This is a genomic window from Maribacter sp. (assembly GCF_039968975.1).
Classification (GTDB): Bacteria; Bacteroidota; Bacteroidia; order Flavobacteriales; family Flavobacteriaceae; genus Maribacter.
Genome location: NZ_JBDVOT010000185.1, coordinates 42,510 through 58,343, shown reverse-complemented (window position 1 = coordinate 58,343; position 15,834 = coordinate 42,510). Strand labels below are relative to the sequence as shown.

At 34.1% G+C, this 15,834-nt stretch carries 12 protein-coding genes; 7 read left to right on the top strand and 5 right to left on the bottom strand.

Annotation, left to right across the window (positions count from 1 at the left end; genetic code table 11):
• The first annotated feature begins 4 nt into the window (after positions 1 to 4).
• The 3 genes from ABJI11_RS12680 to ABJI11_RS12670 all read left to right on the top strand — a co-directional run bounded on the left by ABJI11_RS12680 (position 5) and on the right by ABJI11_RS12670 (position 3,568).
• Positions 5 to 1,210, top strand: coding sequence for an FtsX-like permease family protein (locus tag ABJI11_RS12680; RefSeq protein WP_348352771.1), 1,206 nt, complete (start codon positions 5 to 7; stop codon positions 1,208 to 1,210).
• 80 nt (positions 1,211 to 1,290) lie between these two features.
• A complete protein-coding gene (locus ABJI11_RS12675) occupies positions 1,291 to 2,397 on the top strand; it encodes a hypothetical protein (protein ID WP_348352768.1) in 1,107 nt (368 codons plus the stop codon).
• Positions 2,398 to 2,461: 64 nt separating this feature from the next.
• A complete protein-coding gene (locus ABJI11_RS12670) occupies positions 2,462 to 3,568 on the top strand; it encodes a hypothetical protein (protein ID WP_348352765.1) in 1,107 nt (368 codons plus the stop codon).
• A gap of 11 nt (positions 3,569 to 3,579) precedes the next feature.
• Here ABJI11_RS12670 and dusB read toward each other — a convergent pair whose 3' ends face one another.
• Positions 3,580 to 4,578, bottom strand: a complete 999-nt coding sequence (dusB, locus tag ABJI11_RS12665) for a tRNA dihydrouridine synthase DusB (RefSeq protein ID WP_348352762.1) — start codon at positions 4,576 to 4,578, stop codon at positions 3,580 to 3,582.
• A gap of 204 nt (positions 4,579 to 4,782) precedes the next feature.
• On the opposite strand from dusB, the gene ABJI11_RS12660 reads away from it, so the two are divergent.
• The 3 genes from ABJI11_RS12660 to ABJI11_RS12650 are packed head-to-tail and all read left to right on the top strand — an operon-like array spanning position 4,783 to position 7,125.
• On the top strand, positions 4,783 to 5,565 hold the full coding sequence (locus ABJI11_RS12660; RefSeq protein ID WP_348352759.1) for a prolipoprotein diacylglyceryl transferase family protein: 783 nt from the start codon (positions 4,783 to 4,785) through the stop codon (positions 5,563 to 5,565).
• The gene (locus tag ABJI11_RS12655; protein WP_348352756.1) at positions 5,537 to 6,931 is read left to right on the top strand and encodes a radical SAM protein; all 1,395 of its coding nucleotides are present in this window, start codon (positions 5,537 to 5,539) and stop codon (positions 6,929 to 6,931) included. Before ABJI11_RS12660 ends, ABJI11_RS12655 begins: the two co-directional genes overlap by 29 nt.
• Entirely contained in the window at positions 6,928 to 7,125 is a 198-nt protein-coding gene (locus ABJI11_RS12650; protein ID WP_348352753.1) for a hypothetical protein, read from the top strand. The genes ABJI11_RS12655 and ABJI11_RS12650 overlap by 4 nt, the downstream gene beginning before the upstream one ends.
• A 6-nt stretch (positions 7,126 to 7,131) precedes the next feature.
• On the opposite strand, the gene ABJI11_RS12645 is transcribed toward ABJI11_RS12650, so the two are convergent.
• Together ABJI11_RS12645 and ABJI11_RS12640 are read right to left on the bottom strand one after the other, a co-directional pair.
• Positions 7,132 to 9,531 carry a TonB-dependent receptor gene (locus ABJI11_RS12645; RefSeq protein ID WP_348352750.1) on the bottom strand — a complete coding sequence of 800 codons (2,400 nt, stop codon included), beginning with the start codon at positions 9,529 to 9,531 and terminating at the stop codon, positions 7,132 to 7,134.
• A 111-nt stretch (positions 9,532 to 9,642) separates the two neighbouring features.
• Positions 9,643 to 12,045: an outer membrane beta-barrel family protein gene (locus ABJI11_RS12640; RefSeq protein WP_348352747.1), complete on the bottom strand. Its 2,403-nt coding sequence runs from the start codon at positions 12,043 to 12,045 to the stop codon at positions 9,643 to 9,645.
• Positions 12,046 to 12,248: 203 nt separating this feature from the next.
• On the opposite strand from ABJI11_RS12640, the gene lepA reads away from it, so the two are divergent.
• Positions 12,249 to 14,045, top strand: coding sequence for a translation elongation factor 4 (gene lepA, locus ABJI11_RS12635; protein WP_348352744.1), 1,797 nt, complete (start codon positions 12,249 to 12,251; stop codon positions 14,043 to 14,045).
• A gap of 1 nt (position 14,046) precedes the next feature.
• Here lepA and ABJI11_RS12630 read toward each other — a convergent pair whose 3' ends face one another.
• Both ABJI11_RS12630 and ABJI11_RS12625 read right to left on the bottom strand, forming a co-directional pair.
• Complete coding sequence (locus ABJI11_RS12630) at positions 14,047 to 14,811, bottom strand: LytTR family DNA-binding domain-containing protein (protein WP_348352741.1); 765 nt, start codon at positions 14,809 to 14,811, stop codon at positions 14,047 to 14,049.
• 10 nt (positions 14,812 to 14,821) lie between these two features.
• On the bottom strand, positions 14,822 to 15,829 hold the full coding sequence (locus ABJI11_RS12625; protein WP_348352738.1) for a histidine kinase: 1,008 nt from the start codon (positions 15,827 to 15,829) through the stop codon (positions 14,822 to 14,824).
• Positions 15,830 to 15,834 lie beyond the last annotated feature (5 nt).

Below are 15,834 nucleotides of genomic sequence, written 5' to 3'. Positions count from 1 at the left end.
TCGGTTGAATTTTCCTCTTTATATCGCTAAAAGGTATGTACGTTCTAAAAGCACCCAGAACGCGGTCAACATCATTAATTTTATCACCTTTTTAGTTATAGTTATTGGCTCTGCTGCACTTTTTATTGTGCTTTCGGCTTTCGCCGGATTAAAAACTTTTAGCCTTTCCTTTACCGAATCTTTTGACCCAGATTTAAAGGCTTCTCCCGTAACCGGAAAGATTTTTACCCTTACTCCAGAACAAGAACAACGTTTGCAGTCTGTTGACGGACTAGCATTTTTCTCTAAAGAAATAGAAGAAAAAGTATCTCTTGAGCACCGAGGCAAAAACCATATTGCCTATATAAAAGGCATTGACAGTAATTACACTAAAGTAACCGGAGTTGATAGTACACTCTACATTGGCGATTGGACCATTAACGATACTCAAGTTGTTTCTGGTTTAGGTATAGCAAATATCTTAGGGGTAACCATCAACCAGTTTCGTAGTCCTATGCAGATTTATGCTTTTAAGCCAGGTAAGGGTTCTATATCACAGCAAAGTATTTCATCGCTTTATAATCAATTACCAATGGTTATTGGTGGCGTATATGCTGTAGAAGCTGATTTGGATAATAAATATGTATTTGCCGATTTACGGTTGACACAGGCTTTGTTAGAAAAAGATTCACTCTCTATTTCCGGCATTAATTTTAAGATGGATGAAGGTGTTGAGCCTAGCGTCGTACGTGATGAAATACAAACCATTCTAGGTGATAACGTACAATTGAAAAATAGACAGCAATTGAACAGTACGCTCTATAAAATGTTAAACACCGAGAATGTAGCAACGTATCTTATTTTCACCTTAGTGCTTATCATTGCCCTGTTCAATGTGGTAGGTGCTATCATCATGATGATTTTAGATAAACAGCAAAATTCTAAAACGCTATATAGTCTTGGTACAACGATAAAAGAATTACGTAGAATTTATTTTGTGCAAGGAATTCTTGTTACCGGTTTTGGCGGATTTATAGGTGTGCTTATAGGTGTATTAATTGTTTGGTCACAACTTGCCTTTAGCTGGCTGAAGATTACGCCGTCATTGGCTTATCCTGTGAAATTTGAATTCATCAACATTGCAATTGTATTGGCAACTATTATTGTACTAGGTATTATTGCCTCTAAGATTGCAAGTAGCCGTATCAATAAAAAACTGGTAGACCTTTAGAAGGTCCTCATTATCTGCTTAATACAATATCTCACATTTGTTTTTGTTATCTTATAGCACAATTAACCATTAACAAAGGCATGAAGATTTCAAAAGTACACTCTAAAACACTTTTAGTTATAGTATCTATTATTTTTTCTCTTTTCACCACAAACGCACAGAAAGCTGGTGGGTTTTACGAAAAGCTCCGTGAATTTAATTTCCCGTATTCCCCTGCTCCTTCTGGTGTAGAATATTATAAAATGGACAATGATTTAAAGACCGGTAGTATTACCATGAAAGACTACCGTGGTGAAATAGTTACCATTGACAACTTTAACCATAAGCGCCCTACTTATCATCCTGACTATAAAAATTATACGAATCCGCTTAGTGTGCTTCAAAAGCATGATGACTTAAAAAGCAATAAAACCAATACCCTATATTACAATCTAAACAGTAGCGATATTGAACTGTATTATAAAAAAGGTGAAAGCGATACTATCTATAATGTATTCGCCAATTTTAAAGCTAAGTATACTGCCAAATATCATGACAAAATTATAGCTGAAGATTCTTTAGTATTTAACGACCAAGTAGGCGAAATTGTTAGTAAGCTCAAAGGCAAAGATTTCGCTATAGTAGCAGTAAATAAAAGTAAAAATGTTGCCTACGGTGCAAACGACGATATTCTTGTATTGGTACATAATGCTTACCAAGGTTTTGCAAGAAGAGCACAAATGTCATATGGTAGAAACAATATGGCTTTTATTAAGCTTAAGAAAACGAAGAAACTTACTTCTGAAGATGACGTAATTGCAATTACAGAAGCTATTAAAAACTTGCAAGCAATTGATACAGGTCTTAAATCTAGAAACACCAGAAATGAAAAAGTACAACGGTTAATTGAAAAACTTACTGCCTTATTAGATTCTGAAGATTACAAGACACACGGTGATTACAAAGTATTTGTACATGGAAATTTAGGCTCATTATATGCTCTTCTAGAGGATTATGACGCAGCAATGGCTCAATATGATTTAGGCGTGTCTTATAGCTCTCGCGGGGGTCTTAGTTCTTATTTGAATGATGGCAAACATAAAGCTGAATTTAGAATGGAACGCAAAAAAAGATTGTTTCTCGATGGGGAAAGCAGCGTTAAACCTGAATATAGCGATAGATATAATAAACGATATCAAGGCAACTAACCATTAATTTATCTATAAACAGTATTTCATTTTTATAAAATAAAATACTTAAAACACCTGACCAATGATTAAGAAAATTATTCCATTACTATTTGTAGCTGTCTTCAACCTACAGCTAAAGGCCCAAACATTAAAGTCAAAAGGTTTTAAGGTTTACATACCAAACTATGCAGAACAGTTAGCCCCTGAACAAAGTGAAACTTATTGGGCAGAAGTTGTACTAGGGCCTGAAGAGGTGTTAAACTTTACAAAGGATGAATTTCAAAAAGGTCTTCAGCTTGAAGATTTTAAAGAAATAACCGGTGAACAATCTCCAGATATGTTTTTTGCCATTAACGGTATTTCTGCAGATGATTTAGAAGTTACAGGAACTATTGCTCCTATAGTAGGTAAAACCTATAGTATTAATATATCTCCAAAAGACAATAAAAGTGTTAAACTACTCTTTTACTATAAAGAAGAACTGACACAGTTATGGCAAATACCTCTATTGCCAAAAGTAGATGTGCAAGGAAATAAAATTCCTATCACTATAAACTTTTCAGAAGATGAAAAAGAAAAGTATCTAATGTTAGAAAGCGGGCGTGCAGTGCCAGACATAAGTCCGTATATGGTAGAAATGTACTTGGACAAAAAGCTTGGGGAGTCTTTTCTTTCGAAAATCATAAACACTATTCAAGATATCTATGACAATAATATGGTTGACATTTATACCAATTTTTACTTTGTAAAAGATAAGAAAAACAAAGCATTAGCAGATGAAACCAAAGACAAACTTACTGAGATGTCCGAACTTTCTATAGCCAATTTATCTACCCTTAACCTGGCAAGAAAAAACAAGAAAGAAATAGACAGCCATATTATTTATTGGAAAAGTTTATTGACAAATTATGAAGATACTAGCGACAAAAAAATAGCTAAAATTAAATGGGGTATACTTATGAACCTATCACAGTTATCGCTTATGATGGAAGATTTTAAAAATGCAAATACCTTTTTAAACCAAGCTTCTGAACTAGATATAAAATCTAACATTGTAAAACAATCACAAAAAGAGTTAGGTAAACTTTATTCCGATTATATATTAAATTATAACGAAGCAACTGGAGAAAGAAAATATTCCAAAGGCTATGAAGTTAGCACCTCTGCAAAAATAATAAGGGTCTTATAATTTTATGGAGATTACGGATTTACAAATTCGTGGTCGCCAAACTTCTGCAACACCTCATCAAAAGCTGCAAATACTGATGCAGAATCATCACTAGTCACCATTTTCATACGATACTCCTTAAAATTAGGAATCCCTTTAAAGTAGTTGGTATAATGTCTTCTGGTTTCAAAAACACCTAAAATTTCACCTTTCCAATCTATAGACATTTGTAAATGACGACGAGCGGCTTCTACACGCTCTGCCATAGTCGGTGGGGCTAAATGTGTACCTGTTTCAAAAAAGTGCTTTATTTCTCTAAAAATCCAAGGGTAGCCAATACTTGCGCGACCGATCATGGCGCCATCCAATCCGTATTCATCACGCATTTTCATAGCAGTCTCCGGTGAGTTTACATCACCGTTACCAAATACTGGTATATGCATTCTAGGGTTGTTCTTCACGTCTCTAATAGGATTCCAATCTGCACTTCCCTTATACATTTGAGCACGTGTTCTACCATGAATTGCAATTGCGGCACAACCTACATCTTGTAGACGTTCTGCAACCTCAACAATTTTAATACTACTATCGTCCCAACCTAATCTTGTTTTTACGGTAATAGGCAAACTGCTATGTTCTACCATAGCCTTGGTCAAAGAGACCATTAAATCAATGTCTTTTAGAATTCCAGCTCCTGCTCCTCTTGATACTACTTTCTTAACAGGGCAACCAAAATTAATATCAATAATATCGGGCTTAGACTTTTCTACAATCTCTACAGATTGCAACATACTATCTAAATTGGCACCAAATATTTGAATACCTACCGGACGCTCCTTTTCATAAATATCCAATTTCATGACACTTTTGGCGGCATCACGAATTAATCCTTCCGATGAAATAAATTCTGTGTATACCACATCTGCTCCCTGCTCTTTACAAAGGGCACGAAACGGCGGGTCGCTCACATCTTCCATCGGTGCTAAAAGCAACGGAAATTCTGGTAATTGTATGTCTCCTATTTTTGGCACTGGTATCTTTTATTTTTCGGGTGCAAAGTTATATAAAAATACGTGAAGGGCATTTCATGTTGTTTTTGGTATAAGACAATGTTCTACCACCTATTTTAATACTCTTAGCCTTTACTTTGTGTGAATACGGTAAATTAGTGCTTGATTATGTTTTGTTCCACAATCAAAACTTAATCTTTTTAATTATTTTCAGATGGTAATTTTATGAGCATCTCCCTACTTATTGTTTCGCTACCATTTGAGCCAGTTGTGTTCGGTGTAAAACTAAACATGCATCTTATTCTAGAATACTTGGCATTCTTTGTTGGCTTTAGATATTATGTTTTCCTGCGAAAAAAAAGCACCGATGTCATTTCTTCAAACAACAGACTCTCCATAATTATAGGTGCGGTTTTTGGGGCTTTATTTCTGTCTAGGTTAGTAGCATTTTTTGAGAACCCAGTAGCGCATATTCAAGAAGGTTGGCTCTATAATTTGAACAATAAAACCATAATGGGTGGTCTTTTTGGAGGTTTACTGGGCGTTGAATTGGTTAAGAAGATTATTGGGGAGAAGCACTCTTCTGGAGACCTGTTTACATTACCTATTATCTTAGGTATAATCATTGGCAGGGTTGGTTGCTTTTTAGCAGGTATTAAAGAGTTTACCTTTGGAAAAGAAACTACCTTTTTTACAGGAATAGATTTAGGTGATGGTCTTCTTAGGCACCCTATTGCATTGTATGAAGTGGTGTTTTTAATTATTCTATTTGTTATTATACGAAGACTTCAAAAATCAAAAATTGAGCATAGAAACGGAGACTTTTTTAAACTGTTTATGGTCAGTTATTTCTCCTTACGTTTCTGTATCGAATTTTTAAAACCGAACAGTTTTTATTGCCTTGGTATAAGCAGCATTCAAATATTATGTTTAATTTGTTTTGTTTACTACTATAAATTTATCCTACGGGGAATAACTTATGTCCGAAAAAAACTATACGTATTATGATTTTACATTAAGCCTTTGCCCAAAATGTTTACGACGGGTAGATGCTAAAATCGTTTTTGAAAACGAAAAGGTATACATGCTAAAAAATTGCAAAGAGCATGGTAGATCTAAAGTACTTATAGCTGATGATATTGAATATTATAAGAACATAAGAAATTATAATAAAGCTTCTGAATACCCTAAAACATTTAACACACAAACACATTACGGTTGCCCATATGACTGTGGTCTGTGCCCTGATCATGAGCAACATTCTTGCCTAACAGTTATTGAACTTACAGACCGCTGTAACCTTACCTGCCCAACTTGTTACGCCGGTTCTTCACCCACTTATGGCAGACATAGAACCCTTGAAGAAATCAAGAAAATGCTCGACGTTATTGTAAAAAATGAAGGCGAGCCAGATGTTGTTCAACTTAGTGGTGGCGAACCTACTATTCACCCAGAATTTTTTGAAATATTAGACTATGCAAAATCGCTCCCTATTCGGCATTTAATGTTAAATACCAATGGAATTAAAATTGCAAAAGATTTTGAATTTACAAAGCGATTAGCCACCTATGCACCAGATTTTGAAGTGTATTTACAGTTTGATTCTTTAGACAACCATGTGTTGCAAACTTTACGTGGTGCAGATTTGGCAGATGTTCGTTTACAGGCATTGGAACACCTGAACAAGTTAAACCTATCTACGACACTAGTTGTTGTTCTACAAAAAGGATTGAACGACCATGAAATGGGAGACACCATAGATTTTGCGCTAAAGCAAAAATGTGTACGCGGAGTTACTTTTCAACCTACCCAAATAGCAGGTAGATTAGAAAACTTTGAAGTAGATGAAAACCGAATTACATTGACAGAAGTTCGCCGTAATATTCTGGAACAATCGCCCATTTTTGAATCGGACGATTTAATACCCGTACCTTGTAATCCTGATGCATTGGTGATGGCATATGCTCTAAAAATAGGCGATGAGGTAAACCCACTAACCAGGTTCATCAACCCAGATGATTTACTGAACGAAGGAAAAAATACTATTATCTACGAGCAGGACGAACAATTACACGGTAAAATGATTGAACTTTTTAGTACGGGAAATTCCGTTGAAAAAGCATCGGAAAACTTGAAGAGTATTATGTGCTGCCTACCTGAAATTGATGCTCCAGAACTAGGGTATGACAACCTATTTCGCATCATTATCATGCAGTTTATAGATGCCCATAATTTTGATGTCCGCGCCATTAAGAAATCTTGTGTACACATTGTAAACAAAGACTATAAAATTATCCCCTTTGAAACTATGAACTTGTTTTATAGGGATGATAAGATTGAACGACTAAAGGAACTACAAAACGAAACGATATGATTTTAGAAGTTGGTAATCTAGATGGTCTTGCTACTTTCTTATTTCTAATAATGTTCGGTCCCGCTATTTTATTTATTCTAATTGGGGCTATCTTATTTTATTACAAGAAGAAAAAGGCAGGTAAAGTATTTATGATCTTAGCGGGAGTGTATTGCCTAATCAGTATAGGTATATGTGGTGCAATGCTATCATAGTAAATATTATAATCGCTTATTTTCGTCTGTATCCTTGTTTTTAGAATTATCACGGATTTTAGTATTGCCAAACTTATACCTAAAGCCCAATACCAATAACCTATTCTCTATTCGTGTAGCCGTTGTATTTTTCTGATCCAAATAATTTCTTCTTGAGAAATTATTGCCATTATTAAATATGTCTTGAACACCTAAAGAAATGCTTATATCCTTATCCATAAAGGTTTTCCTAAAAGACAACCCAACCTTACTAAAGGAATCAAACTTTGCATTACCACTAATAAATGGAGAATAATACAGATACGTTACATCAGCAAAAAGTGATTCATCTTTTAATAAGGTAAAGTAATTATTTGCCCGTATTGAGGTTAACCAGACCGAATTTTCAACAAGGCTATTGGTCTCCACATCTGTAAAGCTATCCTTGTCATAGTACTGCCTTAATAAAAAATAAATATACCAATATGAAGTAAACTGTTTTGAAACACTAACATCATAACCATAATTATAATTTGTTTCCAAATTAATATACCTTGTTACAAGTGTATTGTTCTCATTATCTTGGGTTATCTGTTGTGCGACATCACTAGATCTTCTATTAACAAATAATACCAATTTGTAATCGCGATCAAACACATAATCGAACTGAACATAATGATTATAAGATGGTTTCAAATTGGGGTTTCCTTCAAAAAGGGAATTCGCAGATATGTAAAATTGAAAAGGATTAATACTACTATATCTTGGTCTTCTTATTCTTCTGTAATACTTTAAATAAAAAGCATTTTTCTCTTTCTTATATGATAACGACATATTAGGAAACAAGTTCAAATAAGAAGTTTCATTTAATGAAGAAAGCACGTCTAAGCTCGCTTTTGTATTGGTATACTCGGCACGTAATCCTAAGTTTAATTTCCACTTTTCCCAATTGTTGTTTAAACTAACATATGCTGCATAGATTTCTTCATCATAATTAAATATACCCGAACCTGTTGGTGATATGCCTTCTGCCGTTTCCTCGAAACCAGACTGCGATATATTTGATTCTGAATTAATAATTGCAACCTTTGCCCCGGTTTCCATAGTAGACTGCTTGGAAAGTGGTAAAGTAAGGTCTGTTTGCACACTAAAAAGATTAATAATTTGATCGGTATTAACCATCAAGGTATTTTCAGAAGTGTTATCTGTAATTCCTTGCACAATAGTATTGTTTAGCTCTTGATCTTGTTTAGAGTCGTAATATGTAAAATGTAGGTTTGAACTTATTTCTGCACCATTATCATTCAATTTATGAATCCAATCTAAATAGTTAGATGAATTATATGTATCATCATCTATAACGTTTAAACCATCTAGCTGGGCTAATAAATTTCCTTCAATATTCTCTATATCGGTTATTGAAAAGTAATTTGTACTTCCGTCTGGCGATAAACTAGAGGTAGAGGTAAGGCTAATGGTATTCTTTTCATCTATTTGAACATCTAAGAATAGATTTAGGTTGTGACTTTTTTCATTGCCAATTAATTTCTGCTCCGCTGTCCAAATCTCACTTTCTTCTCCATTTTCAAAATATGTGGTAATATCAGAATACCTAGTCCAGTTTCTATTATGGCTAAAGCTATAATTTGTAGTAAAATCTACCTTTTTACCTTTAAAAAAATGGTCTGTACCAAAAGTATGTTTTGGCAACACCCCTTGTGTATAGTTGTTAAATATCGCTCCATTATACCCAGCAATGAGGTTTTTTTTCATTTTAATATCTATAAGCAAACCACCCTCTGCACTGTATTTTGCAGGGGGACTAGTAATCACCTCAATAGACTCTACATTACTAGCAGAACTGCCCGATAATAAATTGATAATATCTTCTTTAGGTAAGTTTACCAACTTACCATTAATCATTATATTGACATTAGAGCTGCCGTTGATATACAAACGATTATTTAATACCACTACCCCGGGTGTGCGTTTTAAAACATCCCATATATCACCATCTGATAATGCTGTGTTTTCGATATTGAATATATGTCTATCGGCAAGCTGTTCTATAACTGGTTTTTTTTGAGTTACAACCACCTCATCTAATTCTTGTGAGCTTTGTAATATAAGTGGTTCTATCTCTATACTATCAGCTATGGAAAGTAATTCACTTTCTACAGTATTTGCTATATAACTAGCAACTATACGGTAGTTTCCAGTGGTAACTGTCTTAATTTCATAAGCTCCTTGATCATTTGTGACGGTTCCTTTAATAAACTCACCATCCTCACTCAATAAAATGACATTGGCAAGAACAATAGGCGTTTGATTATCGTCTCTTACAAAACCACTAATTATAAATTCTTGAGAAAACGCTAAAGAAAACGTAAGACAAAAAAGAAGCGTTAATAATGATTTTCTAGGCATTTAGTATTCGTATTCTAACTAAATGTAGGAAAGTTATCTTGATTTATCTTACGAAATATTTAAACTTTTCTTAAGAAACAAATTAACCAATTGAAAATTAAATAGTTGACCTTAATCAAGCCGGTCACGTTCTATTTTATCTATATCACGTTGATTGTCTTCTAAGCGAAAATTACCAAAGTTGTAGGTAAAGCCAAATTTTACATATTGGGTTTCAGGTACTACCAAGTACCTATTGTCTTGATTTAAATATTTTGAAGATACGTAGCTATTGTATTTACCTAATAAGTCATTAGCACTTACACTTAAAACTGCTCTATTATCTAGAAATGATTTTCTCAGCCCAACAGTTAAATTTGTAGTCTCTTCTTGAATAAATGATCCTTGTAACCAGCCAGATAAATAAACTAAACCCAATTCTCCTTTAAATGTTCCATCTTTAGAAAGGGTCAAATAATTGGTAAGGTCAACATAAGCTCCATTAAAATCATTTTTATAAGAATATTCATCGCTCTGTAATGTTATAAAAGTTTCATCTTCATGAAAAAGAGAAATATAACTGTATAAATACCAATTGTTAGTGATTGATTTACCATAAGAAAAATCAAGGCCATAAGAGGTGCTTTCTAAAGCGTTTTGGGTAATATCCCTTAAAACAAAATTATTATTGTCTTGAAAGGTAAGTGTAGAAATATACATGCCATTATCTCTGTAGTAGAAATCAAAATAATACTCTTGATTTAAAGTATAGTTCAAATTAAAATTATGGCTAAAACCAGGTCTTAAGTTGGGATTACCTTCTTTGAAGGTACGCTCATTACTATATGTTCTAAACGGATTTAAATCTTCATATCTAGGACGTTCTAACTTTCTAGAATAATCAAAAGATAGACTATGGTGGTCATTAATAGTATGAAGTATGTACAACGAAGGAAAAAGTTCAAAATAGCTAAGATCATTTATAGTCGACACATTTACTGACAGTCCTGAACTCTCTGTTTGTTCTGCTCGTAACCCTGTTTTAATACTCCATTTTTTCCAATCTTTCGATAAACTAAAATAACCGGCATATACACTTTCGTTATACGTATAGTCATCAGATAAATTTGGTATAAACTCTGAGTCATTATTTTGTAAAAAATAATCTAGCTTACTTTCAGAATCAATAAAAGAACCTTTTACCCCAGTTTCAAAAAACACATTTCCTAAATAATCAGTATAATCAATTTGAGCGGTCTTTATCTCTATCTGTTGATCGGCAATAGTTGAGAAATTAAAATCCCTCAAAAATGACCCGTTAGGTTGAAAATAATCTGAGTTTACATCTTGATTTCGGTCTAAATCAAAATTTGTATAGTGCGCATTTACAGATAAGTTTGCCTGATCTTTAAATTGATGTTTAAAAGTAAGGTCACCCGAAACATTATGTTTTTGTTCGCTTAAAAAACTACCGGTCGTAAATAAAGAATCTAAAGCCCCTACACTATTTTTAATAGTAGTTTCTTGGAAAAAATCAGCATCCCTATTTGGTTGAAACTGTGCGTTACTAGTTAAACTTAGTGTGTTCTTGTCATTGAATTCATAATCTACCGACACCCCTGCGTTATGGGTATTGGTGCGTATAACTTGATCAAAATCTGTATCCCAAATAGAAGTAACACCGGTATTATCCATAAAATTGGTATTGCTCAAAGTATTCTTGAAATCCTTCTTTGGGGTGTAATTGTAACTTGCGTTTACATTTAACTTTTTAGTCTTGTAAAAATGAGAAGTGCCAAAACTATACTTCGGAAAAACTCCTTGCGTATACCCAGCATTAATATTCCCCTTATACCCTACAGATAGATTTTTACTGGTAACGATATTTAAAATAGAACCACCTTCAGCATCATAACTCGCTGGTGGATTATGAATAACCTCAACAGATTTTATATTCTCACCTTGGTAATTTTCTAGAAGGCTTCTTACCTCTTCAGAAGACAGTTGAACTTTGCGGTTATTGATATAAACGGTTGTTGCCTGATTTCTAACTTTCAGCTCATCATTCATCATAATTACGCCGGGCGTTTGACGAAGAATATCCCACGAGCTATTCTGAGAGATAACCGTGTTTTCTACATTAAAAACAATACGGTCAACCTCTCTTTTTACTACAGGTTTATTGCTTGTAACGGTCACCTCGTTTAATAATTCTGCTTGCTGCTCAATTATTACAGCTCCAATTTTAGTATCCTTTAAAATCTCAATCGCTAAGTTTTCTGAGGTTTGACCTACATAAGACGCTTTTAAAAAATAGAGCCCCTCTGCAATATCAGAGAACCTAAATGCACCGTTTTCATCGGCAGAACTTCCTTTGACCAATACAGAGTCTGTAACGGTCAATAGAAATACAGAAGCAAATGCTACGGGTTCTTGGTATTGGTCTTTAACCTCTCCTTTTAATTCAAAGGTTTGACTATATCCAAAATGGGACATGCCTATGCAAAAGAATAAAATAACTGTTAGTAGTTTCAATGGAGACTCGGGGTTGGTAATCAAATCTAACTAAAAAAACGTTGTAATTTTCTACAATATATGTAATCCAAACTAATCTATGCAATAATAAATAGCATAGCACACTAAAGTTTAGCGCTATAAATTAGATTATATTTGCAATTGCTCTTTAGTGCCGGGCGTTATTCTTGGTATAAATTAGCATTATTATTACCGTTACCGCTATGAAAAACATTAGAAACTTCTGCATTATTGCACATATTGACCATGGTAAAAGTACCTTGGCAGATAGACTGTTAGAGTTTACCGGATCTGTTACCGATCGAGAGAAAAAGGAACAGCTACTGGACAGTATGGATCTTGAAAGAGAACGTGGTATCACTATAAAAAGTCACGCCATCCAAATGGATTATACCTATAAGGGTGAGCAATATATATTAAACTTAATTGACACCCCTGGTCACGTAGATTTCTCATATGAGGTTTCTAGATCTATTGCGGCTTGTGAAGGTGCATTGTTAGTTGTAGATGCAGCGCAAAGTATTCAAGCACAAACGATATCCAATTTATATCTAGCCTTAGAGAACGACCTAGAAATTATACCTGTTTTGAACAAGGTAGATTTACCTAGTGCCAACCCTGAGGAGGTGACAGATGACATTGTTGATCTTTTAGGTTGTGATGCAGAAGAGGTTATACCTGCATCTGCAAAAACCGGTATTGGTATTGAAGAAATATTAGCTGCTATAATTGACCGTATTCCTGCACCACAAGGTAACCCAGACGAAGCATTACAGGCTTTGGTCTTTGATTCTGTTTATAACCCGTTTAGAGGTGTTGAAACGTATTTTAGAGTTATTAACGGTGAAATTAAAAAAGGACAAAAGATAAAATTCGTAGCTACCGATAAGGACTACTTTGCCGATGAGGTAGGTACATTGAAGTTGACCCAAGAAGTTAAGAAAAGTGTTAAAGCAGGAGATGTTGGTTACTTAATTACAGGAATAAAAGATGCTCGTGAGGTTAAAGTAGGTGATACGATAACCGATGCGGTCAACCCTACCAAAAATGCTATTGAGGGATTTGAAGATGTTAAGCCAATGGTATTTGCAGGTATTTACCCTGTTGATACCGATGAGTTTGAAGAGTTACGTGCATCAATGGAAAAATTACAGTTGAACGATGCCTCTCTTGTGTTCGCACCAGAAAGTAGTGCCGCTCTAGGCTTCGGTTTTAGATGTGGTTTCTTAGGAATGCTACATATGGAAATCATTCAAGAGCGTTTGGAACGTGAATTCAATATGACGGTAATTACTACGGTACCAAACGTTAGTTACCATGCATTCACCAGAAAAGATACTGAAACACCTATTATTGTTAATAATCCTACAGATTTACCAGACCCATCTGGTATTGATCGTGTAGAAGAACCATATATTAAAGCTACGATTATTACAAAATCTGACTTTGTTGGTAATGTAATGTCTTTATGTATAGAGAAAAGAGGTTTAATTACGAACCAAACGTATTTGACCACAGAACGTGTTGAACTTAATTTTGACATGCCTTTGGCAGAAATAGTTTTTGATTTCTATGACAGACTTAAAACGGTTTCTAAAGGCTATGCTTCTTTTGATTATACGCCAATTGGTATGCGTACTTCTAAATTAGTGCGAGTAGATATTCTTTTAAACGCTCAACCAGTAGATGCCCTGTCTGCCTTAATTCATGCAGATAATGCGGTTCATATTGGTAAAAAAATGTGTGAAAAGCTAAAAGAACTGATACCAAGACAACAGTTCGATATTCCTATTCAAGCAGCTATTGGTGCAAAAATTATCTCTAGAGAAACTACTAAAGCTTTGCGTAAAGATGTAACGGCTAAATGTTATGGTGGTGATATCTCTCGTAAACGTAAGCTTCTTGAAAAGCAGAAAAAAGGTAAAAAACGTATGCGTCAAGTAGGTAATGTTGAAGTGCCACAAGAAGCTTTTATGGCAGTATTGAAATTGAACGATTAAATTACTCTAGCCACTTTCTAAAATCTGAGGTGCTTGAAGTACTTGTCATTGCCTTTTCTGTACATCCTTTTATAGTGATGAGCAAACGGTTTTTAAAGTGACTCTCTATTTGCGCTATAAAATCTATATGTACAATTTGGCTACGATTGATTTTAAAGAACTTTTTGGGCGGTAGTTGTTGAACTATACTCCCAAGTGTTTGTGATATAGGGTGTCGTTTACCTTCATGATCAACCGCAATGCAGAAATCTCCAGAAGCCTCTATCAAACTAATATCAGAGGTGTTCAGTAGTTGAATACCATTGGGTCGTTTTATCACAAATCGCTTCTTATAATTGGCCTGCTCTTCTTGTAGCGCCGTTTTTAACGCACTTAATGTTTCATTGCTTAGTTTACTATTGTATTCTCCCTGCTTAAAAAGAGAATTATACTTTTCTAGGGCTTTTATGAAATCTGCATTCGTGTATGGTTTTAAAATGTATGCAATACCGTTGGTATTAAATGCCTGAAACAAATAATTATCATAAGCGGAACAGAATATAATTGGGCTATTCACTTGAACTTCATTGAACAGATCAAAGGAAATACCGTCTAACAACTTTATATCGGATAAAATCAGGTCATAAGCATTAGCTTCTAAAAGAGTTTTACCTTCTACGATAGATCTAGCCCAATGATTAGTTAAGTCTGCATCAAAAAACGTTTTAAGATGACTTAATAGTTTTTGATATGCTGGGATTTCATCCTCCAAAATTAAAAGTTTCATGCGCCTCTAATTAGTTACTTAATTTAATAATCGGAATTGAAATTTTAAACTCCGTTTCACTTTCTTCAATTCTAGGTGTTTCTACAGAGAGTAATTGATATCTGGCCTTTAAGTTGATGAGCCCTGTACCTAAACTATCGTTGGTTGTTATAACTTTTGATTTGTTGTTTACTACCGTTACCCAATCTTCATCAATGGCTATGCTTGTTTGTACTTTGTTATCTCCTATTACCTTATTATGCTTTACCACATTTTCTAATAACGCCTGTATAGCACCAGTGGGTAAGAACTTGTCTGAAAAATCAATATTCTTATTAATATGAAAATTATAATCGTCACCAAAACGCGTTTGAATCAGAAACATATAATTATCGGCTAAATTCATTTCTTCAGACAGTTCCATAATCTCAGCATCTTTTGTTTGAATTAAGTACCTGTATATCAATGACAAGCGATTGATATATTCCTTTGCCTTTTCAGCATTACTATCTATTAAGGCATCTAACGTGTTAAGGTTATTAAATAGAAAGTGAGGGTCTAATTGCGAACGTAGAAGTTTTAGCTCATTCTCTTTTTGTTGTTTTTGAATTTTAATAACCTGTGTTTGACTTTCATAAAACTTTTTGGTCAATAAAATCCCTAAGGGAATACCGACGTTATCAGCACCAGCAAAAAGACCATCTAATAATGCTTTGTGCCAAATAGGATAGGTTCTGCAATCATTTTCACAAGACCAATATCCAACAAGGTTCTCAATGAAGCCTGTAGCTGTCAATATAAATATCGCTAAAATTATCAATAGAAAATAATTCGTTTTCTTCAATAAAAAATTTGGCAACAACCAATACATGAACAACCCTATAGCAATAATTGCCATTAGTATGTATGTTGGAATATCAACTATGTACTCTAACAAATCATTACCATAAACATAATACTGCCATACATTAAAAAGAGATGTTACCCCAATAATAATACCCAGCAATATAAAGTCTGATTTGTTTAGTTTCGTATTCATCTAAT